Here is a 25,919-nt window from a genome sequence, read left to right on the forward strand (position 1 = left end):
TTGTGTTTTCATGCTGCGGACTTTACGGCAATACATCTGCAGACTGATTTAGCGGTAAACTATTTAGCTTAAGATTAGAACATCAATTTTCATATGCGTTTAAATTCAGTTTAAAAATGTACGTTAGGATCATGACATCAACAATTCTTGGGAGGAAACGGGAAATGGAATATAGACCGAACAATGGCGATTGGGCTGTTGAAGCGAATGGACTCGTCAAATTATTTGGCGATAACCGTGCGGTAGACGGTGTGGATATGAATGTGAAGGCAGGCTCGATCTACGGCGTGCTTGGTCCAAACGGGGCAGGTAAAACAACAACAATCCGCATGCTGGCAACGCTCCTTCGGCCGGATGCAGGCTCAGCCCGGATCTTTGGACATGATGTGGTGAAGGAATCGCAAATTGTCCGCCAGTTAATTGGCGTCACAGGGCAATATGCCTCGGTAGATGAATCGCTCAGCGCAACGGAGAACTTAATCATTTTCTCCAGGCTGCTTGGACTTGGACGTGCGGAATCGAAGAAGAAAGCGGCAGATCTGCTTGAGGAATTCGGACTCACTGAAGCGGCGAAGCGTCCGCTCAAAAACTTCTCAGGCGGTATGAGACGACGTCTGGATCTGGCAGCAAGCCTTATTGCGCAGCCTCCGCTTATTTTCCTCGATGAGCCTACAACAGGACTTGATCCTCGTACTCGCTCGCAAATGTGGGATACGATTCGCCGTTTGGTCAATACAGGTTCAACGGTTTTGCTGACCACCCAATATCTCGAAGAAGCCGATCAACTGGCCGACCGGATTGCCGTTATTGACCGCGGCAAAGTTGTGGCTGAAGGTACCGGTGATGAATTGAAACAATCGGTAGGGACATCGTCCCTGCATCTTAGAGTGGAGAATCAATCCGATATCGAGATTGCCCGGCAAACCGTGGAGCAGGTGCTGAAGGTTCCATCCACGTTGTCGAGCGAAGCAGCGAAGATTACTGCGCCGATGGCAAATGCGGATTTGATTACCGACCTTTTGATTGCCCTTCGCGAGAAAGGAATTACATTGTCCGAGGTCAGCGTGCAGAAGCCAACTCTCGACGAGGTGTTCCTGACGATTACGGGACATGGCGTTGAAGAGGATAAAACAAAAGATCCAAATAGAGCGGAGGCCGTAACGGTATGAGCACTTCAGTAAAAACAAGCCATCTAAAAAACCATACAAGCTTTATTCAATCCGTAAAGAATTCGCTAACGATGGCATATCGGGGCATACTCAAAATTAGGCGTACACCGGAGCAGCTATTTGATGTTACGCTGCAGCCGATTATTTTCACCTTGATGTTTACTTATATTTTTGGCGGAGCGATTTCCGGCGATGTACAAAGCTATTTGCCGGTTATTATTCCAGGCATTCTTGTCCAGACGGTAATCTCAACTTCCATCGTAACGGGAGTCCAGCTAAGGGAAGATATGGATAAAGGCGTATTCGACCGCTTCAAATCTCTTCCCATTGCGCGTATCGCCCCGCTTGCAGGAGCTTTATTGGCTGACACGATTCGGTATACGATTGCAACCGTACTCACGTTCGCTATGGGCTACATCATGGGCTACCGTCCTGACGGCGGCTTTGAAAATGTTCTTTTGTCCGCGCTGCTCGTTATCTTCGTATCTTGGTCGGTGAGCTGGATCTTTGCTTTCTTTGGTGTCATTGCACGCACGGCTTCCAGCGTACAAGGCATCTCTATGCTTGTATTATTCCCGTTAACCTTCCTGTCCAATGCATTTGTTCCGGTGGACACCATGCCGAAATGGCTGCAATGGTTCGTAAATATTAACCCGGTTACCCATGTCGTGTCTGCTGTCCGTGAATTAACGAATTCAGGTACAGCCGGCTGGGATCTCGGTATCTCTCTGATTGGTGCCGTTGCCATTGTTGCAGTCTTCGCTCCAATCACCGTTCGCGCTTATATGCGCCGGACATAAATAGTTTAAGAGGCGGTTTAGGACGAGAAGATTCAAGTCCTGAACCGCCTTTCCGTAAGCTCGATATTTAAGAAAGCAGGTATGAACAATGGCAAACGAACATTTGAGCAACAGCACAATCTTTCCTTTGGGACGAAAGGTTGATCCGAACTATTTTATCGGGGATGCGTACCTTCAGATGATCTTTACCGATCCAACGCCTCTCAACGCGCCGATCGGAAATGTAACCTTTGCTCCAGGCGCTCGCAATAACTGGCATTCCCATCAAGTTGGACAAGTATTGTTAGTGACTGGCGGTGAGGGCTGGTATCAGGAAGAAGGGAAACCGGCTCAACTGCTCAAAACGGGGGACGTCGTGAATATTCTCCCCAATGTGAAGCATTGGCATGGGGCAACGAAAGAAAGCTGGTTTGTCCATTTAGCCATTACACCGGGGCAAACGAATTGGCTGGAGCCCGTTGAAGATGAGTGGTATGAAAAGTTATAAATAACCGCCTCGGCTGATTGTCTAAACCAAACGGCGTGTCAAATGGGTTATCCATTTGTATGAAGTGCGAACGGGAGCATTCAGACCGTATGACAAGCACCCGGCCGAAATTCCGAAGACCGGATTCTAATTGGCCCTGCGGTTTACATTCCGTTTAACTAGCAGCGTTACTATAGCTGTGTAAGGAACAAACAAACCTACATGGATATAGGAGCTGGTCATGATGACAACAAATCAAACCAATAAACAAATCGCTATTATCGGTGGTGGCCCGGGCGGGCTTACGCTGGCTCTGATTTTGCAGAAGCATGGGATTTCAGCAACGGTATATGAACGTGAAGCACAGAATATCAACGCCCAGCGCGGAGGATCGCTCGATATTCATGAGGATTCCGGCCAGATGGCATTGAAGGAAGCCGGATTGCTTGAACCGTTCGAGGCGATTGCGCGTTACGAGGGTGAAGATTTCCGTCTGTTTGATAAAACCGGCAACGTCTATATGGACGAAAGAGCAGAGGATGGGGAAAAAGGCGGGCGTCCGGAGATTGACCGTGGAACGTTATGCGATCTGCTGCTGAATGCTTTACAGCCCGGTACAATCCGCTATGGTTATAAGCTGGCAGAGGCAATAGCGCTGGAAGATGGTCAGCATGAGCTTCATTTCGACAACGGCGTGAAGGAGATGGTTGATCTTGTAATTGGCGCTGATGGCGCCTTCTCCAAGCTTCGGCCGCTGCTGACGGATGCGAAGGCTATTTATTCGGGCTTATCAATGGTGGAACTGCACATGGATACGAAGGAACATCCGGATCAGGCTGCTTTTAATGCGAGAGGCAAAGTATTTGCGCTGGATGAGCACAAAGGTATACTTGCGCAATTAAACGGGGACGGTATGATAAAAGTTTATCTAACCTTCACGGCCGAACAAGATTGGCTTGATACGTGCGGCATAACGTTTGATCAGCCGAAGGAAGCGAAAAAGCAGCTGCTGGAGTATTTCGGCGACTGGGCGGCGCCGCTTCGGAACTATATCCTAAGGTCGAATGATATCGTTCTGCCAAGACGGATCTATATGCTGCCCGTTGGGCTGAAGTGGGAGCATAAGCCGGGTATTACGCTGATTGGAGATGCTGCGCATCTGATGTCCCCGTTTGCAGGCGAAGGCGTTAACCTGGCGATGCGCGATGCAGCGGAACTTGCGCTTGCCATTGCCCGTCATGATGATCTAGATCAGGCTATTCAAGCTTACGAGGAGAAAATGTATGAGTATTCTTCAAGCTCGGCGAAAGCTTCCGATGATAATCTGAAGCTGATGTTCTCCGAGAATGCCGCTTCGAATCTCAAAGCTTTGTTCGATGAGCTTCATGCGGAATATGCGCAATAATAGATGAGCCCGGGATTCTCATATCCCGGGCTTTCTTACATCAGGAGGACACATGCTTCTCCCGGTATTGTCCGGGTGTAATGCCCTCAAGCTTCCGGAAGGAGCGGATGAAATTTTGCGGATTGTTGTAGCATAGCCGGGCTGCGATATCTTTAACGGGCGTATCCGTCTCCCGCAGCCATTTCTTCGCCATGCTGAACCGGTAAGCGGCGAGATATTCGCTAAATGACGTGTTGGTTTCTTTGCGGAAGACGCTGCTCAAGTAGTTGGCGTTATAATTAAGCCTCGTGGCGCAGTCCTCGAGCGACAGATCGGTATCGTAATGATTATGGATCAGATCGATCATTTTCTCCGAAATATTGTGATATTGGGCATCCTGCCGGTCTGCAAAAATGTGTATCATCGGCTGAATGACCTTGTTCCAGAACCAGTCCTCGATTTCCTTGACCGTATTTAATTTCAGCAGCTCCTCGAATAAGGATCCCTTACCCTGACGAATCTGATTGAGACTAATGCCAGACTCCTGCTTCACGACTAACATACTGTTCAGCAACCGGACTAACGGCAGGTGATAATCCTGTGGTGACATTTCCGCGGAGAAAACAGGCACCAGGAAGCAGTGAAGAAGCTCCTTCGACTTCTCTTTGTCCGCTAATTTAATGGCATCGACAAGATCATTCTCCAGATGGTTCGGATACCGGATGTTCAAATAATGCTTGCCCTGGTTAAGGTTCTCGTATTGAATGACGATCCCTTCTCCAAGCTTCAGGCGGTGCTTAAGCGCGTCGAGTCCTTCCTGGTAGGCAAGAGAAATTTGGGTCATCGACTCGAATGGGAGGCTGATCCCGATGCTGATAGTCAGCTCCAGCAGGCTTTGGATTTGCTGCTGCAGATGCTCGGTTAATTCGAACAAGGCCGTCTTGAAGTCGACATTCTCAACGGATGTGCTGCCAAACAGCGTCACGACGGTATGATCGATCGTCACGGAACCCAGTCTATTCGGCTCGGGAATAAGCTCCTCGATCATATTATGAATAGCAAACAGCAGCAGCTCCGTATCCTGCTTCTCGTATCTTGTACCTTCAAGGGAATCGATCTGGATGGTGACCGCGGCCATCACATCCCATGCCTGAAGCTGCTCGCTGTAGCCGAATCTCTCCAGCTGTTCGGTCAGCTCATTATTTTTGACCTGACCTTGAAAGGCTTTTGCAAGAAACAAGGTGCGCACCTGCTTCAGATACTGCTGCAGCTCGCTCTCCAGCCGGGTTTTGGATTGGAATAACTGTTGGATTTGCTCGCCAATCGCCTGAAATTCATTCTTGCGCTTCTGCCGGATCTCCGGGGTCCGTACGTTCATTTGCTTCAGCAGCATTTCAATAGGCGAATACATCTTGCGGGAACCAAGCCAGGCAAGCAGCATCGTCACCAGCAGCATAAATAAACAGAGGACAAGGGTATAGATGCCGATTTTTTTCGATTCCTTCGTTAAACTCGCTATGGAAGTGAAGGATAGATAGATCCAGCCGCTCGAAGGGGACTTGTAATAGGTCACCGAATATTCCTGCTGATTAAGGAGCGACCGGAATTGCCCGGACGGCCCGGTCAGCTTCTGATCATCGTCAAACCCAACAACCGAGACATTCTTGCCGATCATGGAATGGTCAGGATGCAGCAGAATATGGTGCTTATCATCCAGCACCAGCGTTGTATCGCTCTGCTCCGGGTCATACTGAAGCAACGCCTGCAGGCTGCAGGACGGAATATTGGCCATGATCAGTCCGTATGGATTACGCTCGGTGACGGGCAGCTTTTTGATCAGGCTGATACTGTACTCACATCTGGAGCTGTCGGCGCTTTCTTCACTGTAGAACCAGGCAGAAGGATTCATGACCCAGGATGTATCGTTCTTGGAGTCGATAAGCCCGGTGAGCTGTTCATGATAAGGATACTGGTCAAAGCGGTATAAACCCGAGTTTTTGATCATCCAGTTATGCCGGTTATTAATCAGCACAACGTCTTCCAGCTTCGTATCGAACGATTGCATATGAAGAAGCTCATCGCGTAAATTGCCGTACAATTTGAAATCGCTTACATTTAACGGGCTGTTCATCGTCTGTTTCAGGACATTGGAGTTGATGACCTGATTTAACGTATGGTTGACAGTCGTCAAAATTTGCTCTACATTGGCATTAATTTGAACGAGCAGTTGATATTTTCCTTTATTTACATCCTTTTGAATTTCGCTTGAAGCCGTCACGTACGAGAAGATGCCGATAAACAAGACGGGAAGCGTACTTAACAAAAATCCGAAGATGGTCATTTTGGTCAGGAAACTGAACGAGCGCATGAATAACCAACACCTTATCATCGTTAATATTTCTTTATTGTAGGCCATGAACCATCACTTGGACAATAATCATTAGGTCCGGGAGTAATCATTATTACAGATTAAGGGGGAATCCGATGTTTCTTCATGATTATAAAGGCAGCCTGCCGGGTTGTGCCGGGATCCTGCTGGCGGCTGTGCTGCTTGGTTCCTGCATGGATACTCAAGGATCGAAGGCGCATAAGGATGGCCAATCCCGGCCGGTTATTACGATTATGGCGCCGCTTCATTTTCCGCAAGGCCCGGATTCCTCGTTAGTTGAGAAGATGGAAGAGATGACAGCTGCCAACCTCATTATTGACTGGGTTCCGGACGAAATCTATACGGATAAAATGAATGCGGCGCTAACGATGAACTCGCTAAAGCAAGCAACCTTCGTCAAGTATACCGATTATATCTTTCTGAAAAGCGCGATCCGCTCCGGCATGTTCTGGGAGGTTGGGCCGTATCTCGCTGAATTCCCGAATTTAAGGCGGCTGAATGCAAGCATTCTGAGTCAAACCGCTGTGGACGGAAAGATCTATGGTCTCTATACCGAGCGTCCCTCTTCCCGGCAAGGCGTGATTATCAGGGAAGATTGGCTGGATAATCTGAATCTGGAACCTCCCAAGACGATAGATCAGCTGTATAACGTGCTGAAGCAGTTTACATACGGTGACCCGGATCGGGACGGAAAACAGGATACGATAGGCCTCACTGACCGCAATGATCTTGTTTTTGGCGCATTTAAGACATTAAGCTCGTACTTCGGCACTCCGAACAACTGGATGGTAGATAATCATCGGATTGTTCCGGAATTCGAGACGTTGCCATACAAGGACACGATGGATTTCATGCGGAAATTGTACAAGGAGAAGCTGATCAACCAGGAATTTGTGGTGACAAGCAAAGACATCCAGCGGGATCTGTTGATCAGCGGCAAGGCAGGCGTATATATCGGCAGTATGACGGATGTCCAGCGATTGTCCAATGAGGCGAAGCAGGTAAATCCGGACGCAAGGTTTACCGTCGTGAACCGGATTGAAGGGCCGGACGGTTACAAGGTGTGGTCGATTCCGAATTTCAACGGCCTGTTTCTGTTCTCCAAGAGCGCAATCAAAACCGAGGAGGAGCTGAAGCAGGTGCTCGGGTTCTTCGACCGTACGATGGAGGAAGACACGGCTAATCTGATGAAATACGGCGTGGAGGGCAGGCATTATACATTAGACGGTAAGGAAGTGCTTCTGCCTGTAAAAAGCGAACAGCTTCGCATAAACGAGGTTGCTCCGCTATATTCGTTAATGATTGCCGACCTGAGCAATCCGAATCTGATGAAGGTTGCCCGGGAGGATCCGCTGCTTGCGCTGGCGGAGAAGCTGACCATCGATAATGAGAAGTTTATCGTCAAGGATCCGACGGTTAATCTGGAATCGGTTGCTTTTGATGAGCGGAGCGAGGAGTTAAACAAGATTATTATGGATGCGACCTATCATTATATTCTTGGGCAGATTGATCGGGCTGGCTTCGATCAGGAAGTTGAGAGATGGAAACGCAGCGGCGGAGAACAAATCATCGAGGAATTTACGCAGTCGTATTTTGAATAATAGAGCAGGGCCCGTCTCGTTCATGCGAGGCGGGCTTTTTAAATGCTCACTTGTGAAGGCCATAATCATTTTTGCAGATGCTCCCGCGAAGGCGGTTAATCTGCAGGAATGATTGTATCGGTACCAAGCGGTGCCAAGGTATGGTTGATCTGCAGCACAATACCTATTGATGGTGGAGGTCAATGAGCATGAACAAAAAGGGGTTTGCTATTCTGTTAGGAACCGTAATGAGCCTCAGCATGATGATGACAGCCTGCAGCAGCAACAATAACAGCGGTACAACAAACAATGGCGGGAACGAGGCAACGCCAACCGCAAGTGCGGAGACTTCGCCTGAAACGTCAGAGGCGGCAGCGGAGGAGCCGACAGAGATTACGATTATGCTCCCGCTTAACGTAGCCCAAACACCGCCGGATACGATCAAGAACGAGATTGAGAAGCTGACCCATACAAAGCTGACGTATCAATTTTTCCCGGCAGATACCTATGAAGATAAACTGAACACGACCTTGGCCACCGGCGGGCTTCCGCAAGTTACGTATTTGAAGAACCAGGCGACGTTCGTGCAAATGAAAGGGGCGATCCGTGACGGCCAGTTCTGGGAGATTGGGCCTTATCTCACGGAATTCCCGAATTTGAACAAGCTGAAGCCGCTTATTCTGAACAATACGAAGGTAGACGGCAAGCTGTACTCGCTTTATATCGGCCGGCCGCTTGCCCGTCAAGGGATTATTTACCGCAAGGACTGGGCGGATCATCTTGGCATAAAGACACCGGAAACGGTAGATGAAGTGATTGCGATGGCCAAAGCCTTCACCGAGAAGGATCCGGACGGCGATACGAAAGCAAACACAATTGGTCTTGCTGACCGGAATGATTTGATCTACGGGGCATTCAAGACGCTTGCTTCCTGGTATGCGACGCCAAATAACTGGGGGGAGAAGGACGGCCAGCTGCAGCCTGATTTTACTTTCCCTCAATATGTTGCAGCGATGGATGCGATGAAGCAAATCCGCGACGCCGGCGCGATGAACAAGGACTTTGCCGCAACGAGCAAAACGGATCAGATCAGCCTGTTTACAAGCGGCAAAGCCGGAATTTATATCGGATCGATGTCGGATGTCGATTCGCTGAACAAGGATCTGATCAAGAACGTTCCAACGGCTGTTGTGGATACCCTTGCTTTGATTAAGGGACCAAACGGCGAGCAGGCGACATGGGCTATTCCAGGCTATAACAATGTGGTCTTGTTCCCGAAATCCGCGATTAAAGACGAAGCAGAGCTGAAGAAAATATTAGCCTTCTTCGACAAGCAGATGACTCCCGAAGTGGCCAACATGATGTTCTGGGGTATTGAAGGCACTCACTATACCGTTCAGGACGGCAAGGCGAAAGTGACGGATGATTCGGATCTTATCGAGCGTGAAGTAAAAGGATACAAGGACAGCTTGATCGGCGAGACGGAGACAAACGGCATGTATGAAGGCTTCTATTCTCTTCCCGGACGCATTCATGCGGAAGAGTTCACGAAAGAGAACGAGAAAATCGCCATTATGGACCCTACAGCAGCACTTGATTCTCCAACCTATACGGATAAAGGTGTGGAATTGCAGACGATTATGACCGACGCTACTTACAAGTATATCTATGGGGAAATTGACAAGGCCGGCTTTGAGAAAGCGATCGCGGACTGGAAGAAGCGCGGCGGAGACAAAATTATCGAAGAGTTTAATGCGGCCTACAAGAAATAGGAGCTTAGCCGAAGAGGCTCGCTGATCCGTCAGCAGCCTCTTCGATCCACACATGCAGAGAGGAAGAAGCAGGATGAGGGAAGTGACCATTCGCCCGGCGCAGGTGCAGGCGCCAAGAACCGGAAGAGAGATCACGAGGCGTCTTCGCCGCAATATATGGCTGTATGTCATGGTGCTGCCGGGACTTCTCTATTTCTTAATCTTCAAATACGCACCGATGTTTGGACTGATTATTGCCTTCCAGGACTTTAAGCCGTTTAAAGGAATCAAAGGCAGCGAGTGGGTGGGGTTCGAGCATTTCAATCGCTTGTTTACGGAGCCGGATTTTCTGAACATATTGACCAATACGTTAATCCTGTTTGGGTTTAACCTTTTGTTTTATTTCCCCGTTCCCATTCTATTGGCATTGATGCTGAATGAACTACGTTTAAATGCTTTCAAAAGGCTGTTCCAAACGTTAATCTATCTGCCGCATTTCATGTCCTGGGTCATCATCGTATCGATCAGCTACGTCATGCTGACGATGGACGGCGGGATTGTAAACGCGGTACTTGAAGAGCTTGGACTCTCGAAAATTAATTTTCTGCTTAGTCCCGAATGGTTCCGTCCGACCTATATTATTCAGGTGATCTGGCGTGAAGCCGGATGGGGGACCATTATTTACCTGGCCGCCATGGCTGCCATTGATCCGCAGCTGTACGAAGCGGCACGGATGGACGGTGCGGGAAGGCTTCATCAAATCTGGCATATTACACTTCCGGCCATTCGCAGCGTCATTATCGTCTTGCTCATTCTGAAGATTGGTGATGTACTCGAGCTTGGATTTGAGCATGTTTATTTGCTGCTTAACTCCATGAATCGCGATGTGGCGGAAATTATAGATACCTATGTGTATACGGCAGGATTAAAGCAGGGGAAATTCAGTTACAGCACGGCTATCGGACTGTTCAAATCACTAGTCGGACTAGTTATGGTCATCGCCGCGAACAAGCTTTCCAAGAAATTCGGATCTGAAGGCATTTATTAAGAGATGGGGAGAGGGAATCAGCATGATCCAGGATCGAACCTTAGGAAGCCGGCTGTTTGGCATCGTGAACTTTACGCTGCTGGCGATTTTCTCGCTCGCCACCGTGCTTCCATTCATCCATGTCGTAGCCGGCTCATTAACGACCAGCGCGGAGATGGCAGTCAAAAAATTTATTATATTCCCGACAGATATAAGCTTTGAGGCATACCAGTTTGTGTTCTCGACCAATACAATATTTCGTGCCATTGCGGTATCTATTGCAGTAACCCTGATAGGAACAGCATTCAGCATGCTGGTGACCTCGATGATGGCGTACGGCTTGTCCCGCAAAGATCTGGACGGCCGCAAGCTCCTGATGTTTATGGTTGTGTTTACGATGCTGTTTAACGGCGGACTTATTCCTACCTTCCTGGTAGTAAAGGAGCTGCATTTGATTGATACGTATGCTGCGCTCATCCTTCCGCTGACGATCAGCGCCTTTAATATGATTATCCTCCGCAATTTCTTCCAGAACATCCCGGAAGGGCTTGAGGAATCGGCCAAGATGGACGGCTGCAGCGACTTCGGCATTCTGTTCCGGATTGTACTGCCGCTGTCGATGCCGGCTATTGCAACCATCTCGTTATTTTACGCGGTTACGTATTGGAACACCTATTTGAACGCGATCCTGTATTTGAACGACAGCAAAATGTGGCCGATACAGGTTCTGCTCCGCCAGATTGTTGTTCTCGCAAGCGGATTCGACTATAGCTCCAGTCTTGACGGAGCTGTGCCTCCGCCTGACCAGGCAGTCAAGATGGCCGTTATTGTTGTCGCCACGCTCCCGATATTGATCGTTTATCCTTTCCTGCAGAAGCATTTTGCCAAAGGCGCTCTGCTTGGTTCAATAAAGGGGTAATTGATCAGGCAAAAAACCACCTCGGTTGAGGTGGTTTTTTGCCGCCTGGAGCAGTGTGCAGGTTTGGATGAATATGTTAAAGTTCTAATAGGAAGGTTCGGTTAATTCATTGCATTGGAGTGAGTCGCGATTGAAAAAGGTTGTATGCCTTTGTCTTATACTTATCATAGCTCTCACGGGATGCAATCGTTCATTATCCCTGATGACGGAAGTCGAGCTTCCAAATCAGAATGAAGAGATTAGAACTTTTGTTGATCGGGTGAAAGACAAGAACGGGATTTATTTATATTCTGTTGTCGGTAAAGATGAGTACTTTATTGTGAACTACTCTGTTATACAGCAAGGTAAACAGGTGAAATTATTTAACGGTTCTCGTGCGGAGTTCCGTGAAGATGTGTTTACTATTCTCATGGACGAAATTGAAGTGAAGAATACTGAAGGGGATCATTCGAATTCACATTATCTCGACAACAAGCAATTAGGGTTGCATATTTATAAACTTGATAAGCAACAGACCACCAGCATAAAGGTGATCAAGAATGGAAGAGAAATTCCTATTGATAGGATTGGCAGCTGAGACAGGTTAGGAGGTTACAGCATGGAAGAAAAGAATGAGGAAATCAGCAAAGAAAATAAGGGCTCCAGTATATGCGAAGTGCTGCAAATATTGGGGGCCAAATGGGCTTTCCTCGTGCTGGAGGAGCTGATGAACGGGCCGCTCCGGTTTAATCAGCTTCAGCGGAATGTATCGATCGTGAAGACGCAGTCTTTGACCAATACAGTCCGCCATCTGGAAAGTAATGGCCTTGTTGTCCGTGAGGTGTTCCCGACAGTACCTGTAACGGTGGAGTACTCGCTGACGGAGAAGGGAAGGGATTTTCAAGCTGCGCTGAGAGAGATGGAGAAATGGGTTCAAAAATGGGGCGACTCGCCCAATCCCAGAATCAGCCGCTCATAAATAGAAGGTTTGCTTAAACCGCAAGAGCATTCTGCTCTTGCGGTTTTTTCTGTTCATTCACTTACCAAATGGTTAGTTACTCCAAATCAATGGATTATGCCAAAATAAATTGCGTTCTTACTAAAAGTAAGCAACCTCGATATAATCCAATTAACTCAAATAATCGATTGGTAAGGAAGGAAGTGTTGTTATGAATCGTTTGGTTATTTATCTCTTGATGATAGCGGTCTTCTTCACTGCAACCTCGGAGCTTGTGATCGCCGGAATTCTGAATGTATTAGCTGAGCAAATGCATATCTCCGTTAGTCTGGCCGGTCAGTTGATTACCGCTTATTCGCTCGCCTTTGCAATTGGAACACCTATTATTATCGCAACCACAGCCAAGTGGCCGAGGAAAAAGCTGCTGCTGACCGCGATGGCCGTTTTTATCGGAGGTAATTTTCTCTCGATTGCGGGCACCGGATTTGTATTGTTAATGGCCGCACGGATGCTGCTTGGCGTAAGCTCAGGGGTGTTCATAGTGGCAGCATTTAGTGCCGCGGCGAAGATGGTGCCGGTTGAAAAAATCGGTAGCGCGATGGGCACGATTATTCTCGGGTTCAGCAGCGCCATGATTCTGGGTGTTCCGCTTGGAGTTGCATTAACCAATATGTATAACTGGCAAATGATCTTTATGTTTCTTGGAGCAGGAGGCATTGTTATACTCATTGGTCTGGCGCTTCTGCTTCCCCAAATCGAAGGAGATGCCCCGGTTCCTTTCCGGCAGCAGTTAGCGGTATTAGCTAATCCTGTCATCTTCTTTGCCCTGCTGCTTGTGTTGTTCAGAGAAGCCGGTAATTCAGTGATGTTCACGTATATCGCCTCATTCCTTGGCGACATTCTCCACAGAAGCACGACTGAGATCGGGCTTATGATGCTGCTGTTCGGATTGGCCGGAGCGGTTGGTTCCCGGATCGGAGGCTCGGCCGTAGACAAATGGGGCAGCGCCAAATTAATAATGATAGGAGTGATGATTCATGTCATCGCACTCCTGCTGCTTCCACTCGCTGTCCATTCCTTCCCGGTTGCCATTACCCTGCTGTCTCTTTGGATTATGTCCATGTTCACATTAGGCCCGGCTACACAAACCTACTTTATCGAGCGTGCACCGCAATCGTCGAACCTCATCATCAGCTTGAACATATCCGTTACTCAAGTAGGCATCGCTGCAGGAGCAAGCGTTGGCGGGTTAGTCGTTAATTGGCAGGAGACGGTCCTGTACAATCCTCTAGCAGCCGGTATTGTCCTCATCCTTGCTCTGGCTTCAGCTGCTGTTTCCATTCGAAAAAGCAGGCAAAACCTCCCCCAAATTAAAGCATAATAGCTTTTAATAATAATGGCCGTGCAGATTAAAAATGCACGGCCATTTGTTTACTTCCCCAAAAAAACGGTTAAGAGCAAGCGGAGCATTTCGAATGATTCTTGAGAAGCGAAGCGCTCGCCTTTGTCTCCTGATTCCATCCTATGACAATTTATTTGGGGGAATCAGGAGACAACAGCGATCGAAAGAACATTCGAATGCGCAGCTGACCGTTAACCGTCCTTCACCCTCGCCCATGCAAAGCCTTATACTCCGACGGCGTGCATTTTTTATAGGTTTTAAACACCCGGTTGAAGGTGGGCAGGCTTCCAAAGCCGGATCTCATGGCGACTTCCATGATCGACAGATTAGGATCGGTCAGCAGCTTCTCCGCATGCATAATGCGGTGCTGGATCAGATAGTCGTAATAGGACAACCCCATATATTGCTTGAACATACGGGTGAAATGATATTTGCTGAAGCCGGACAGCTCGGCAAGCTCCTCCACACGAATATCCTCCGTGCAGCGCTCGTTCATATAGTTGCATACCTGCAAAAATTTATCGACGTATTTATGCTGCTTATGCCCTTTCGTACGTGGAAAACGGCGCTCCTCATGCATGAAATTACGGCCAAGCGTGACAAAGAAGCTAATGAGCTTGGCGTAAGCCGAAGCTTCCTTCAGCATCGTATGACTGAAATATTCATTCACCAGCTCCAGAAGCATGGGCCTCAGTAGTCCATGCAGCTCTTTGTTTTGCTCTGCCGTTAACAGGAGGCACGGGCGCAGCAAATGGAAGGTAGAGTCAAAGCCATTCAGAGAGTACAGCAGCGAGCAGTCGAACTGGAGGATCAACCTGGTCCCGGAATCGGGAGCAAAGATCTCATGAAGCTCCCCTGGCGGCAAAACCAGAATATCGTTCGGATAGAGGACATGCTTAGTCTCGTCAACGATAACGGTATAGATATTTTCCAGCGGCATGATGACTTCCACAGCGGTATGCCAATGGATCGGATAGTTCTCGACTTCCTTGTTCAGGAAAATCCTGATTCCTAGATGTTCACCGTAAGATACCGTTTCTTTGACTCCGTTAAGGATGGGGATCATGCATCACTCTTCCTCTCGTTAGTAACTAATCAGATAATGGCATCCTCTTCTTATAAAATCAATAAGTCTATCAAAAAAGGCAATATATGAGAAGTCGAAAGCTATATTTACGAAGAGGGGCCTATCAAATATCGCTATAATAAAGCCAATGAAAGCGAATACATTTGTCGGGAAATGACTTCTATTTTGCATTATTTCATCATGAAGTCCGCTTGACCATGCGACTAAAGTAGTTAAATATAGCTATTTTTAATCGGTCAGTAGACGAAATGGACTAGAGGAGAGTGGAGATAAATGGAAGGCTCAAGCAAAGTATTTGATGTCTCGCCGCTTTGGAAGCATGTCAGAAAAGAATGGAAGCTGTATTCCTTCCTTGTTCTTCCCATCATTTATTTTCTTATTTTCAAGTACGCCCCCATGATCGGAAATGTAATCGCTTTCCGGAAGTACAGGGGCGGTCCTAACTTTCTTGGTGCGGAATGGGTAGGGCTGCAATATTTCAAAATGTTCATGAAGGATCCTACCTTCTGGAGGGCCTTCTGGAACAATATCTTCTTAAGCGCTTCGTATTTGATTGTCCGCTTCCCGTTAACTTTAATATTTGCTCTTCTGATTAATGAGATCAGGAGGCTTAAGCTGAAGAAATTCGTTCAGACCGTTTCGTATCTGCCGCATTTTATATCAATGGTTATTTTGGCGGGGATGGTCAAGGAAATGCTTGCCGCATCAGGCCCGATTAACGCATTGCTTGGCAAGTTTGGCATCGAACCGATCTCGTTTATTTCTTTGCCTGAGTGGTTTCCGTCCATTTATATCTCCTCTGGCATATGGCAGGGCTTAGGCTGGGGAACGATCCTGTATCTGGCTGCCATGACCGGGATTAACACCGAGCTCTATGAAGCCGCCAGAATAGACGGCGCAAGCCGCTTCCGTCTCGCGTGGCATGTGACCATTCCAGGCATTCTGCCAACGATTATGACGCTTCTTATCCTGGATATCGGCGGTATTATGGGCTCGAACTTCGAGAAAGTCTTGCTCCTGTACAATCCGCTTACTTATGAAACGGCGGACGTTATATCCACCTACGTATACCGGATGGGTATTACCGGAGGGAACTTCAGCTTCGCAACCGCCGTTGGTTTGTTCGAAGGCGTCATTGGCTTAATTCTAGTGACGATGGCGAACACGATTTCCAAAAAAACGACGAAGTCCAGTCTGTGGTAGGAAGGAGTGCTTAACGTGAAGGTATCCGCATCTTCTCGCATTTTCCAAGGCTTTAATGCCTTGATCATGACGCTGGTCATATTCTTTACCCTATATCCGTTTATTTATCTGATTGCACAGTCCTTCAGCTCGGAGGCAGCGGTATATGCAGGCAAGGTATCCTTTTATCCGGTAGATTTCACGGCTCTTACTTATAAAGTGATCTTGAGCAAACCCGATTTCTTCCGGTATTACGGCAATACCCTGCTGTACGCCGCGGTTGGGACACTGATCTCGGTAACGGCAACAGCAGTGATGGCTTATCCGTTGTCGAAGGAAAAGCTGCGCCTTAACAAGTTCTTCATTCCGTTTGTCCTCTTCACCATGTATTTCGGCGGCGGACTTATCCCGAACTATATCCTGGTGGCAAAAACACTTGATATGCGTGACACGATTTGGGCTCTCGTTATTCCCGGTGCGATCAGCGCCTTTAACGTGATATTAATGAAAACCTTTTTCTCCAGCCTGCCTAACGAGCTCGAGGAATCGGCGAAGGTTGACGGTCTTGACGTGTATGGTATTTTTCTGCGGATTACGCTTCCGTTATCAAAGCCGATTATCGCTACGATGGTCTTGTTTGTTGTCGTAGGGATATGGAACAGCTGGTTCGATGCCTCGCTCTATATTCAATCGAAAGAGAAATGGCCGGTGGCGCTGTATTTGCGGCAGGTCATCGAAACGGCAATCAGCCCTACAGAGATTGGAGCGAGCTCTGAACAGACAACGCAGATCGCTGCTACCGTAAAATCTGCTGCCATGGTCTTAACCTCACTGCCTATTATTTGTATCTACCCGTTTGTGCAGAAGTATTTCGTGCAAGGGATGATGATTGGTTCCGTGAAAGGCTAACGCGATATAACCGGAACGGCCGTCAGGTGAGTTCTGTTATATAACTATTAAAAGGGAGGCACGACATGAAAAGATTCAGTAGAAGAATGGGAATGATTTTATCCGTCATAATGATCATGTTCGTAGTAGCAGCGTGCAGCGGCAATAATGGGAATTCCGGGGGCAATAACAAGCCCGCAGAATCAAATGCGGCATCTAACGATGCAACGCAATCGGAGAAGCCGGCAGAGGATTACGCATTTGGAGAGGACGTTACTTTCCATTCGAATGAGCCTGTTACTTACTCGATGATGTACAGCGACCACGAAGGCTACCCTTATAAAGAAGACTGGAGATTCTGGAGCGCAATCAAAGAAAAAACAAACGTGTCATTCGACCTTGCGATTACAGCGAGAACCGAATACGAGAATCAGAAATCGCTGCTCGTAAACAGCGGCGACGCGCCATATATCATTCCAAAAACATATGAAGAAGCAGCGTTTGTTGCCGGCGGTCAAATCGTGCCGATCAGCGACTATGTGCAGTACATGCCTAACTTTCAAAAAGCGGTAAAGAATTGGGGCATGGAAGAGGACCTGAAGGTGAAGCTGCAAGCCGACGGCAAATATTATGTTTTGCCTGGTTTGTGGGAATCGCCGGGCGGCGGCTACTCCTACATCATCCGCAAAGATATTTTCGAGAAAGCTGGCGTAGATCTGTCCAAGCAAACTTCTTGGACTTATGAAGACTTCTATGAAGCGATGAAAAAGGTAAAAGAATTCACAGGCAAGAAATATGTTCTGTCCGATACATCCAAAGGCGAATCCACCTTGAATATCGCTGCTGTTGAATACGGCGTAACAGCTGGCTGGGGCAAAGCGAACGGGATGCGGTTCAACCAGGATACCAAGCAGTTCGAATTCGCTGACAACACGCAAGACTACAAAGATTTCGTAACTTATTTCAATAAGCTGATTACAGAAGGCATTATGGATCCGGAATCGTTCACGCAAGAGGATGATGCCGCAAAATCCAAATTCTTCAAAGGCGACTCCTTTGTCGTTAACGGCAACTATCAGCTGCTTGCTGACTATCAGACGAAGATGGAAGATCCTAACGCCGAGCTGTATATGATTACGCAGCCAGGTGGTCCTAAAGGTCAGCTGCAGGTTGAAACCTCCCGTCTTGAGAACGGTGTTATGATCAGTCAGAACGCGCTGAAAGATTTGGGCGAAGAGGAGTTTATCAAGATGCTTCGTTTCGTTGACTGGCTCTGGTACTCGGAAGAAGGACAAACTCTTAGCCTGTGGGGCGTAGAAGGCGAGACTTATTCGAAGGATGCCAGCGGCAAGATTACGCTTAATTCGGATATTTCCTATAACGGCATGAATCCTACAGCAACGAAAAAATTGAACGTGGATTACGGCTTTGGCAGCGGCATGTTTGCTTACGGCGGTTCTTCCAACCTGAGAATGTCCAAAATGACGGAAGGCGAGAAAGATTTTGTCTCCCGTGTACTGAACGACCGTACGCCTCGCAAGCTGGCACCGCCTATCATGGCTAATCCAGATGAGAGCGAGCAATTGAATCTGATCTCCAAGCCGCTAATGGATTACGTTAATACAATGACGCTTAAATTCATTACCGGTCAAGAGAAGCTTGAGAACTGGGATAAATACGTGGAGCAAGTAAAAGCAAACGGCAGCGACCGTTATACGCAGATGGCAAACGAAATCTTCGAGAAAACAAAGAGCACTCTTGGATACTAAGAAATAAATAAAGGGCAGGACGAATCTTAACGGTTCGTCCTGCCCTTTAGGTTTGCCTCATATCCTTAGCCGAAACGGCCGGTAATGTAGTCATTGGTCCGTTGATTTGTAGGATTAGTGAAGATCGTTTCCGTTTTATCATACTCGACTACATGACCGTTCAGGAAGAAGGCGGTTTTGTCCGACACCCGTGCGGCCTGATGCATATTATGCGTAACGATAACGATGCTGTAATCCTGCTTCAGTTCCGAGATCAGCTCCTCGATCTTGGAGGTAGAGATAGGATCTAGTGCAGAAGCCGGTTCGTCCATCAGAATAACATCCGGCTTAACCGCGATCGTGCGGGCGATGCAGAGGCGTTGCTGCTGGCCGCCGGATAATGCCAGGGCGGATTTATGCAGGCGGTCCTTTGTCTCTTCCCAGATCGCCGCTTTCCGAAGCGACTGCTCTACGATCTCGTCCAGCTGCTTCTTGTTCTTGACCCCGTGATAACGCGGGCCGAAGGCGATATTCTCGTAAATCGATTTGTGGAACGGGTTGGGACGCTGCCATACCATGCCGATATTTTTGCGGAGCGCAACGACATCCGTATCCGAGCCGTTAATATTTTGGTCTTTCAGCCAAATATCCCCGGTCACCCGGCATGATGGAATCAAGTCGTTCATCCGGTTCAGGCTTCGTAAAAAGGTCGATTTGCCGCAGCCGGAAGGACCGATTAGAGCGGTAACTTCCTTCTCGGCAAAATCAAGCGAGACGTCGTGAACGGCATGTTTTTCTCCATAATGAACGTTTAATTGTTTGGCAGACAATGCGATATCTATCACGCTCAGGACCTCCTAAAATGAATTGCGAAGCAATTCATGCTTCGCAAGCATTCGCTTAATGAATTGCGAAGCAATTCATGCTTCGTAAGCATTCGCTTAATGAATTGCGAAGCATCCGCTTATTTAGACGCTGTGAATCTGTTGTGCATGTATCGTCCAAGCGCTCTTGCGCCCAAGTTGAACAGCAATACGGTAATGATAAGTACTGCCGAAGCGCCTGCAGCGATCTGCGTAGCATCAGGAGCAAGACCTTCCGAGTTGACCTTCCAGATATGAACGGCGAGCGTTTCGGCCGGTCTAAGCGGGTTGAGCGGCGAATCGTTGTGGAGCGGATTCCAGTCGCTGAAATCAAGACGCGGGCTGCTCATGCCGGCGGTGAACAGAAGCGCTGCCGCTTCCCCGAAGATCCGGCCTGCAGCCAGAATCGAACCGGAGAGTACGATAGGCAGAGCAATCGGAAGCTGGACGGAACGGATTGTTTTCCACTTGGAAATACCAAGGGCGAGACTTGCTTCTTTCTGCTGTACCGGTACGCTGCGGAGACCTTGTTCGGTAATCCGCACCATGAGCGGAAGGTTGAATATCGTAAGCGCAAGCGCGCCGGATAACAGGGAGAAGCCAAGGTTAAATTTATTAACGATAACAAGAAGGCCAAACAAACCAACGATAATCGAAGGGAAGGAAGACAATACTTCGACTACCAGACGGATAGCAGAAGTGATCTTGCCAGCCTTCGCATACTCGCTCATATAAATGCCGGCACCAATGCCAAGCGGTACGGTAATGATCATCGTTAACACGAGCAGGAACAGCGAGTTGAACAGCTGCGGGCCAATACCGCCGCCTTTGCGGATCGTTTCTGGCGGAGAGGTAAGGAAATGCCAGCTGATATGGCCAAGTCCCCGGAACAAAATGTAGCCCAGGAGTCCAAGCAGGGCGAGAGCAATTAAGCCGGTGATGAAAACAATAACGCCTGTTGCGATTTTATCTGCGGTTTTGGCACTCATAGCTTCTTCCTTCCTTCCAGCCAGCGAATAATAAAGACGAATACAAAGGTCATCAGCATCAGAATTAATGCAAGAGACCACAGGGCGTTATTTTGAACGGAGCCCATCGCCGTGTTACCCATGCTAAGTGTAATCGCGCTGGTTAGCGTTGAAGTTGATTCGAACAGGGAATTCGGGATATGGGGCGCGTTGCCGATAACCATTTGTACGGCGAGCGCTTCGCCAAATGCCCGGGCGATACCAAGTACTATGCCTGTCATCTGCGCGGGAAGCGTAGTCGGCAGGACGATGCGATATATCGTTTGCCAACGGGTTGCGCCAAGAGCATACGAGCCTTCTTTCAGGCCCGCGGGCAGGGAAGCCAGCGCATCCGTTGCTATAGTCGTAATTGTAGGTAATATCATAAAGGCGAGTACGAGCGAGCCTGCTGCGATCCCGACACCTTGTCCGGGGAACAGATCACGGAATAAAGGTACGATAACACTTAAGCCAACAAATCCGTATACAACGGATGGAATGCCGGCAAGCAGCTCAATAACAGGCTGCATAAACGTACGGCCGATTTTTGGGGAAAGCTCAACCATAAAGACTGCCGCGCAGAACCCAAGCGGAGCAGCGATGATGGCTGCAAGGATGGAAGTGCTGAACGATCCAAAGATAAATGGCAATGCGCCAAACATAGGCGGTTCGCCGTCTGGTTTCCATTTCAGTCCTGTTAACAAATCCTTTACATTTACGCCGTTTACGATAAAGGTGCTAAGTCCTTTTGACGCGACGAAGTAAACCATCGAAAAAATGGTGATGATAAGAAACAAGATGCAGATGAATGTATAAACTTTGCCAACCCATTCTTCCGCAAGATGCGGCGTGGCTACTTCTCGATCATTAGACTTCTTCATCGTGACCACCCTTTACTTAGTTTACATAGGCATGCAGTCAAGAGACGAGCTGGCCCGCCTCTTGACTGTGCCTTATTTATTTAAGTTGAATTATTTCGTTACAGCACCTGCAGCATCCCGTTTAACTTCCATTTTGCTGATTGGAATGTAGCCCATTTCAACGACATCGCCTTCGTCGTTTTGAACTTCTTCAGATACCATGTAGTCGAGGAAAGCTTTAGTAGCTGCGTCAGGCTCGCCTTTTGTATACATGTGCTCGTAAGCCCATACCGGGTAAGAACCGTTTGCTACGTTATCTACGTTAGCGTCAACGCCGTCGTATTTCAAAGCTGTTACCGAATCATCCAGGTAGGACAGAGCCAGGTAGCCGATAGCGCCAGGAGTTTCGCTTACGAGCTTCTTAACTGTACCGGAAGCATCCTCTTGGATCGAACCTTCAAGATCTTCTGTTTTAGTGCCAAGTGCGAATTTCTCGAAAGTTGCGCGTGTGCCGGAGCTCGAAGGACGGTTAACGATTTGGATTTTCGCATCTTTACCGCCAACGTCTTTCCAGTTCGTTACTTTGCCTGTGAAGATGTCAACCAGTTGTTGTTTAGTAAGATTGTCAACGCCTACGTCTTTATTTGTAACAGCAGCCATCGCTACAACAGCTACTTGATGGTCAACCAGTTCAGCCGCTTTGTCAGCGTCAAGCTTCTCTTCAGCGAATACGTCGGAGTTACCGATTTGTGCTTGGCCTTCGGATACTTGCGTCAGACCAGTACCGCTGCCGCCGCCTTGAACCTGAATCGATACGCCGGAGTTTTTCTCCATGAACTCTTTGGATACTTGATCAACAAGCGGTTGAAGTGCAGTGGAGCCGGATGCCAGAATCGAACCGGACAGATCAGCAGAAGCAGCGTTATTTGTTGGAGCATTGTTTGATGCTGCTGCGTTTCCGTTGTTGGCACCGTTATTCGTATTGTTGCCGCATGCTGCGAGCGATAACGACAATGTCAGTGCCATTGTGACGATCAGAGACTTTTTCATTTTGAGTAGGTTCCCCTTCCAAACTATCGTTTTTGTTTTTCCTTACAAGAGTCATTGTAGTAGGGCTACGTAAACAGAAAACCCTAATCATGTTAACGCAATGTAAATTTTTTTGAGCGTTGTAAAAATTGCTCGAATGGGACCGAATCCTCTATAGTAGGAAGGAAAGTTTCTATAGAGATGAGGGCGCATTTTGATGAAGGAATTACTGCTGGAGCAAGTACTGAATCAGGTGGAGAAACGGCAGGAGGAATTACTCGCTTTGCTAGCTGAATTGGTCGCATTCCCGACGGTAAGCCCGCCTGCGCGCAATACGATGCAGGCACAGCGGTTTATGGAGGAGCAGCTAAGCAGACTCGGCTTTGAGACCGAGCTGTGGGAAGTGTATCCGGGCGATCCGAATGTAACGGCTGTTCGAAAAGGAACGCACAGCGGAGCTTACCGCAGTCTGCTGCTGAACGGACATATCGATGTTGCTGAAGTAGGCGACACCTCGGAATGGTCGGTTGATCCGTTCCGCTTAACCATTCATAACGGAAGGGCCTACGGCCGCGGGACAGCGGATATGAAGGGCGGCCTTGCCGCACTGCTGTTTGCGGTCAAGCTTCTAATAGAAGCGAATATGGAGCTGAAGGGTGATTTGCTCTTCCAATCCGTTATTGGGGAAGAAGCCGGTGAAGCGGGTACAAGGGCCTGCATGGAGAGGGGCTGCGAAGCGGACTTTGCGATTGTGGCGGATACAAGTCAATTGTCTGTTCAAGGTCAAGGCGGGGTCATTACCGGCTGGGTGACGGTGCAAAGTCCGGTTACCCATCATGATGCGATGCGCTCGCGGATGATTCATGCAGGAGGCGGTCTGCATGGGGCAAACGCGATTGAGAAGATGGCCAAGCTGATTACCGGACTCCAGGAGCTCGAGAGGCACTGGGCGGTCACGAAGGCCTACCCGGGATTTCCACCGGGATCGAATACAATAAACCCCGCTGTTATAGAAGGCGGACGCCATGCGGCCTTTATCGCGGACCGATGCTCGTTATGGATAACGGTACATTTTTACCCGGATGAAGATTACGAGTCCGTAGCTGCCGAGATCGAGGAGCATTTGCTGCGCGTGGCCCAAGGCGATCCGTGGCTTCGGCTTAATCCGCCTGAATTCCGTTGGGGCGGCAGGTCGATGATTGAGGAGAGGGGAGAAATATTCCCTTCATTAAAGCTGGATCAGAATGACGATGGGGTTAAGGCATTGTTAACGAAACATCAGGCTGTTCTGAATCGCGAAGCGGAGGTTGGCATGAGTCCAACCGTTACGGATGCCGGCTGGATTGGACGGGCAGGAATTCCAACGGTCATTTATGGACCCGGGGAACTAGGTAAAGCGCATGCCGTGGACGAAAGCCTTGATCTAAAAGAGCTACTTGATTACACGAAGGTTATGATTGCTTTTATCGCGGACTGGTGCAACCGGGAGAAAGTGTAAAAGATGAAATTGAAGTTTTCAGCCATTATAATGAATACGGATGATAATAAACCAGAGGAGAGATCATAAGATGACTAACATCAATGAGTTTATTGCCGCATGGAGAAGCCACCGTAACGTATTGCATGACATGGTGGCGGATGTAACAACGGAGCAAATGTCCTTCAAACCTTGGGAAAAAGGCATGTCGATTGCAGAGCTTGTCCTACATATAACAGGATCGATGGACATGTTCGTGAAGACGGTACAAAACGGGGTATTTACGCCGGGCAGCAAGCAGGCCTTTACAACGGCGGATGAGCTGAGAGCTGGGGTAGCAGGGGCAACCGAGCAAACGGAAGCCATCCTTCGTTCCCTTACTCCGGAGCAGCTAACACAATCCATCGATTTCTTTGGCAATTCGCTTCCGGGCTTTGTTCTGCTGCAAAATGCGAAAGACCATGAAATTCATCATAAAGGCCAACTGTTTACTTATTTGCGTCTGGCAGGCATCGAGAAGCTTCCATTCTTCGTAAGCCGCGGATAGGACTGTTAAAGTATAGCACTGGACGGTGCAAAGCGCCGGATGGTATGATGCTTGAGGGTGATTACAAGATGAATAATGATACGACGAATACGAATAATAACGATAATACGGAAGTATGGGACTCCCTGATGAAGACGATTTTTCAGAGGGGACTAGCTGCCATAAGACCATTTTTCCCTAATGTAGAAGGTCTTATTGTGACGGATGAAAAGTTCGGCCAAATCTTCATCTACCGGGTAACGAATGATTTCAAGAAGTCGTATGACTGCGGCTTCTTCCTACGCGAACTGGCTGAACAGTTCCAGGACGGCGGCCGGGACGCAGGGGAATGGATGGCATCCTTCTTCTATGAGCTGATGAAGACGTCGAAGGGCGGCAGAGAGCTGCCAGGGCCGCATGAAAGCGAAGAAAAAGAAGAGGAATTTATCGATCATGTGTTGTTCCCGCATTGCCTTGGGGCGGTCAGTGAGGAATTTTCCCCTCTTCGTATTACGGGCAAAAGAGGGCTGGATGACAACCTTACGCCTGTCCTTGAGCTTGGATTTATGGATATTCCAACAGAGAAATGTGTCTTCCCGATTCATTATTTGTATAAAATGATGCAGTTGAACCGCGATCCTTCGGATACGCTTCTTATTGCACTCACCAAGCTGCGCCAGAAGCATGTTGTTGAGTAATCGCAGGCGTTGGGCCGTCCTTTAGGGCGGCTTTTCTTTATTGGGAATTGGACTAGACTGTTTAATTGGTGGAATGATATGATAATTACGGGTGAAGCGAATGAATAACGAGACGACAAACGAAGAGATCAAAGGCAATCAAGAAGAAGAGGCGAAGCAATTCGCGGAGCTGGTCAAAGCAGTCCAGCATAACGGCTTTGTCGCATTGAGACGGCATTTCGAAGACGTCCAAGGCCAAGTATTGAATCAAGAGCTTTATGGTCCCGTGTTTGTTTACAAAGTGAAGGATGAATCGGGCAGCGACTATGTATGCGGCTTCTTCCTTCGTGAGTTAATCGCGAATTTCCAGGCGGGTAACGATGAGGCAACAGAATGGATGGCTTCGTTTTTCTACGAGTTGATGAAATCCGAGGGGGGCAAACCACTTCCTGAGCCTCCTGCAAGCGAAGATGATGCCAAGGCTTTAATCGATCATGTACTCATCCCGCATTGCATTAAGGCTGTTGAAGAAGAATTCCCTGAGGAGAAGGTTCATGCAGGACTTGCCTGGAACGAAGAGCTTAAGGGTCCGGTGTTCGAAACGGGCTTCCCGGCTATCGTTGACGGCAATAATGTTTGCGCTTTCTCACTTCATCTGTTGTATACGCATCAGCTTCTGAATCGCGATCCTGCGGAATTGCTCCTGAAGGGATTGTACAAAATCCGCGCAGAGCATGGTTTGGATTAAAGA

At 48.3% G+C, this 25,919-nt stretch carries 24 protein-coding genes; 18 read left to right on the plus strand and 6 right to left on the minus strand.

Annotation, left to right across the window (positions count from 1 at the left end; genetic code table 11):
* The first annotated feature begins 164 nt into the window (after positions 1-164).
* From BM200_RS16390 to BM200_RS16405, 4 genes are all read left to right on the plus strand, one after another.
* Positions 165-1,169, plus strand: a complete 1,005-nt coding sequence (locus BM200_RS16390; protein WP_091187421.1) for an ATP-binding cassette domain-containing protein — start codon at positions 165-167, stop codon at positions 1,167-1,169.
* A complete protein-coding gene (locus BM200_RS16395; RefSeq protein WP_091187422.1) occupies positions 1,166-1,969 on the plus strand; it encodes an ABC transporter permease in 804 nt (267 codons plus the stop codon). The genes BM200_RS16390 and BM200_RS16395 overlap by 4 nt, the downstream gene beginning before the upstream one ends.
* 88 nt (positions 1,970-2,057) lie before the next feature.
* The gene (locus BM200_RS16400) at positions 2,058-2,456 is read left to right on the plus strand and encodes a cupin domain-containing protein (protein WP_091187423.1); all 399 of its coding nucleotides are present in this window, start codon (positions 2,058-2,060) and stop codon (positions 2,454-2,456) included.
* Between the two features lie 220 nt (positions 2,457-2,676).
* Positions 2,677-3,840: an FAD-dependent oxidoreductase gene (locus BM200_RS16405; protein WP_091187424.1), complete on the plus strand. Its 1,164-nt coding sequence runs from the start codon at positions 2,677-2,679 to the stop codon at positions 3,838-3,840.
* 40 nt (positions 3,841-3,880) lie between these two features.
* On the opposite strand, the gene BM200_RS16410 is transcribed toward BM200_RS16405, so the two are convergent.
* Positions 3,881-6,187, minus strand: coding sequence for a helix-turn-helix domain-containing protein (locus BM200_RS16410; RefSeq protein WP_091187425.1), 2,307 nt, complete (start codon positions 6,185-6,187; stop codon positions 3,881-3,883).
* A gap of 116 nt (positions 6,188-6,303) precedes the next feature.
* On the opposite strand from BM200_RS16410, the gene BM200_RS16415 reads away from it, so the two are divergent.
* The 7 genes from BM200_RS16415 (at position 6,304) to BM200_RS16445 (ending at position 13,803) form a co-directional block, all read left to right on the plus strand.
* Entirely contained in the window at positions 6,304-7,809 is a 1,506-nt protein-coding gene (locus tag BM200_RS16415; protein WP_091187426.1) for an extracellular solute-binding protein, read from the plus strand.
* Between the two features lie 188 nt (positions 7,810-7,997).
* Positions 7,998-9,560, plus strand: a complete 1,563-nt coding sequence (locus tag BM200_RS16420; protein ID WP_091187427.1) for an extracellular solute-binding protein — start codon at positions 7,998-8,000, stop codon at positions 9,558-9,560.
* A 73-nt stretch (positions 9,561-9,633) separates the two neighbouring features.
* Positions 9,634-10,587, plus strand: a complete 954-nt coding sequence (locus BM200_RS16425; protein WP_091187428.1) for an ABC transporter permease — start codon at positions 9,634-9,636, stop codon at positions 10,585-10,587.
* A 22-nt stretch (positions 10,588-10,609) separates the two neighbouring features.
* Positions 10,610-11,485, plus strand: coding sequence for a carbohydrate ABC transporter permease (locus tag BM200_RS16430; RefSeq protein WP_091187429.1), 876 nt, complete (start codon positions 10,610-10,612; stop codon positions 11,483-11,485).
* A gap of 130 nt (positions 11,486-11,615) precedes the next feature.
* Positions 11,616-12,062, plus strand: coding sequence for a hypothetical protein (locus BM200_RS16435; RefSeq protein ID WP_091187430.1), 447 nt, complete (start codon positions 11,616-11,618; stop codon positions 12,060-12,062).
* Between the two features lie 21 nt (positions 12,063-12,083).
* Entirely contained in the window at positions 12,084-12,443 is a 360-nt protein-coding gene (locus BM200_RS16440; RefSeq protein WP_091187431.1) for a winged helix-turn-helix transcriptional regulator, read from the plus strand.
* Positions 12,444-12,633: 190 nt separating this feature from the next.
* Positions 12,634-13,803: an MFS transporter gene (locus BM200_RS16445; RefSeq protein ID WP_091187432.1), complete on the plus strand. Its 1,170-nt coding sequence runs from the start codon at positions 12,634-12,636 to the stop codon at positions 13,801-13,803.
* Positions 13,804-14,026: 223 nt separating this feature from the next.
* Here BM200_RS16445 and BM200_RS16450 read toward each other — a convergent pair whose 3' ends face one another.
* On the minus strand, positions 14,027-14,890 hold the full coding sequence (locus BM200_RS16450) for an AraC family transcriptional regulator (protein WP_091187433.1): 864 nt from the start codon (positions 14,888-14,890) through the stop codon (positions 14,027-14,029).
* Positions 14,891-15,184: 294 nt separating this feature from the next.
* On the opposite strand from BM200_RS16450, the gene BM200_RS16455 reads away from it, so the two are divergent.
* The 3 genes from BM200_RS16455 (at position 15,185) to BM200_RS16465 (ending at position 18,750) form a co-directional block, all read left to right on the plus strand.
* The gene (locus tag BM200_RS16455) at positions 15,185-16,114 is read left to right on the plus strand and encodes an ABC transporter permease (RefSeq protein WP_091187434.1); all 930 of its coding nucleotides are present in this window, start codon (positions 15,185-15,187) and stop codon (positions 16,112-16,114) included.
* Positions 16,115-16,129: 15 nt separating this feature from the next.
* Complete coding sequence (locus BM200_RS16460; RefSeq protein WP_091187435.1) at positions 16,130-17,002, plus strand: carbohydrate ABC transporter permease; 873 nt, start codon at positions 16,130-16,132, stop codon at positions 17,000-17,002.
* Positions 17,003-17,067: 65 nt separating this feature from the next.
* The gene (locus BM200_RS16465) at positions 17,068-18,750 is read left to right on the plus strand and encodes an ABC transporter substrate-binding protein (RefSeq protein ID WP_091187436.1); all 1,683 of its coding nucleotides are present in this window, start codon (positions 17,068-17,070) and stop codon (positions 18,748-18,750) included.
* Positions 18,751-18,815: 65 nt separating this feature from the next.
* On the opposite strand, the gene pstB is transcribed toward BM200_RS16465, so the two are convergent.
* From pstB to BM200_RS16485, 4 genes are all read right to left on the minus strand, one after another.
* The gene (pstB, locus tag BM200_RS16470) at positions 18,816-19,574 is read right to left on the minus strand and encodes a phosphate ABC transporter ATP-binding protein PstB (protein ID WP_091187438.1); all 759 of its coding nucleotides are present in this window, start codon (positions 19,572-19,574) and stop codon (positions 18,816-18,818) included.
* Between the two features lie 119 nt (positions 19,575-19,693).
* Complete coding sequence (gene pstA / locus BM200_RS16475; protein WP_091187440.1) at positions 19,694-20,581, minus strand: phosphate ABC transporter permease PstA; 888 nt, start codon at positions 20,579-20,581, stop codon at positions 19,694-19,696.
* The gene (gene pstC, locus BM200_RS16480; protein ID WP_091187441.1) at positions 20,578-21,480 is read right to left on the minus strand and encodes a phosphate ABC transporter permease subunit PstC; all 903 of its coding nucleotides are present in this window, start codon (positions 21,478-21,480) and stop codon (positions 20,578-20,580) included. The genes pstA and pstC overlap by 4 nt, the downstream gene beginning before the upstream one ends.
* A 90-nt stretch (positions 21,481-21,570) precedes the next feature.
* The gene (locus tag BM200_RS16485) at positions 21,571-22,509 is read right to left on the minus strand and encodes a phosphate ABC transporter substrate-binding protein (protein ID WP_091187443.1); all 939 of its coding nucleotides are present in this window, start codon (positions 22,507-22,509) and stop codon (positions 21,571-21,573) included.
* 196 nt (positions 22,510-22,705) lie between these two features.
* Between BM200_RS16485 and BM200_RS16490 the strand changes: the two genes are divergently transcribed.
* The 4 genes from BM200_RS16490 to BM200_RS16505 all read left to right on the plus strand — a co-directional run bounded on the left by BM200_RS16490 (position 22,706) and on the right by BM200_RS16505 (position 25,916).
* Entirely contained in the window at positions 22,706-23,986 is a 1,281-nt protein-coding gene (locus BM200_RS16490) for an acetylornithine deacetylase (RefSeq protein WP_091187445.1), read from the plus strand.
* A 70-nt stretch (positions 23,987-24,056) separates the two neighbouring features.
* Positions 24,057-24,512, plus strand: coding sequence for a DinB family protein (locus tag BM200_RS16495; protein ID WP_091187447.1), 456 nt, complete (start codon positions 24,057-24,059; stop codon positions 24,510-24,512).
* A gap of 68 nt (positions 24,513-24,580) precedes the next feature.
* Complete coding sequence (locus BM200_RS16500; protein WP_139230792.1) at positions 24,581-25,189, plus strand: hypothetical protein; 609 nt, start codon at positions 24,581-24,583, stop codon at positions 25,187-25,189.
* Positions 25,190-25,289: 100 nt separating this feature from the next.
* Complete coding sequence (locus tag BM200_RS16505; RefSeq protein WP_091187450.1) at positions 25,290-25,916, plus strand: hypothetical protein; 627 nt, start codon at positions 25,290-25,292, stop codon at positions 25,914-25,916.
* Positions 25,917-25,919: the final 3 nt, after the last annotated feature.

Source organism: Paenibacillus catalpae, from assembly GCF_900112695.1.
Lineage (GTDB): Bacteria > Bacillota > Bacilli > Paenibacillales > Paenibacillaceae > Pristimantibacillus > Pristimantibacillus catalpae.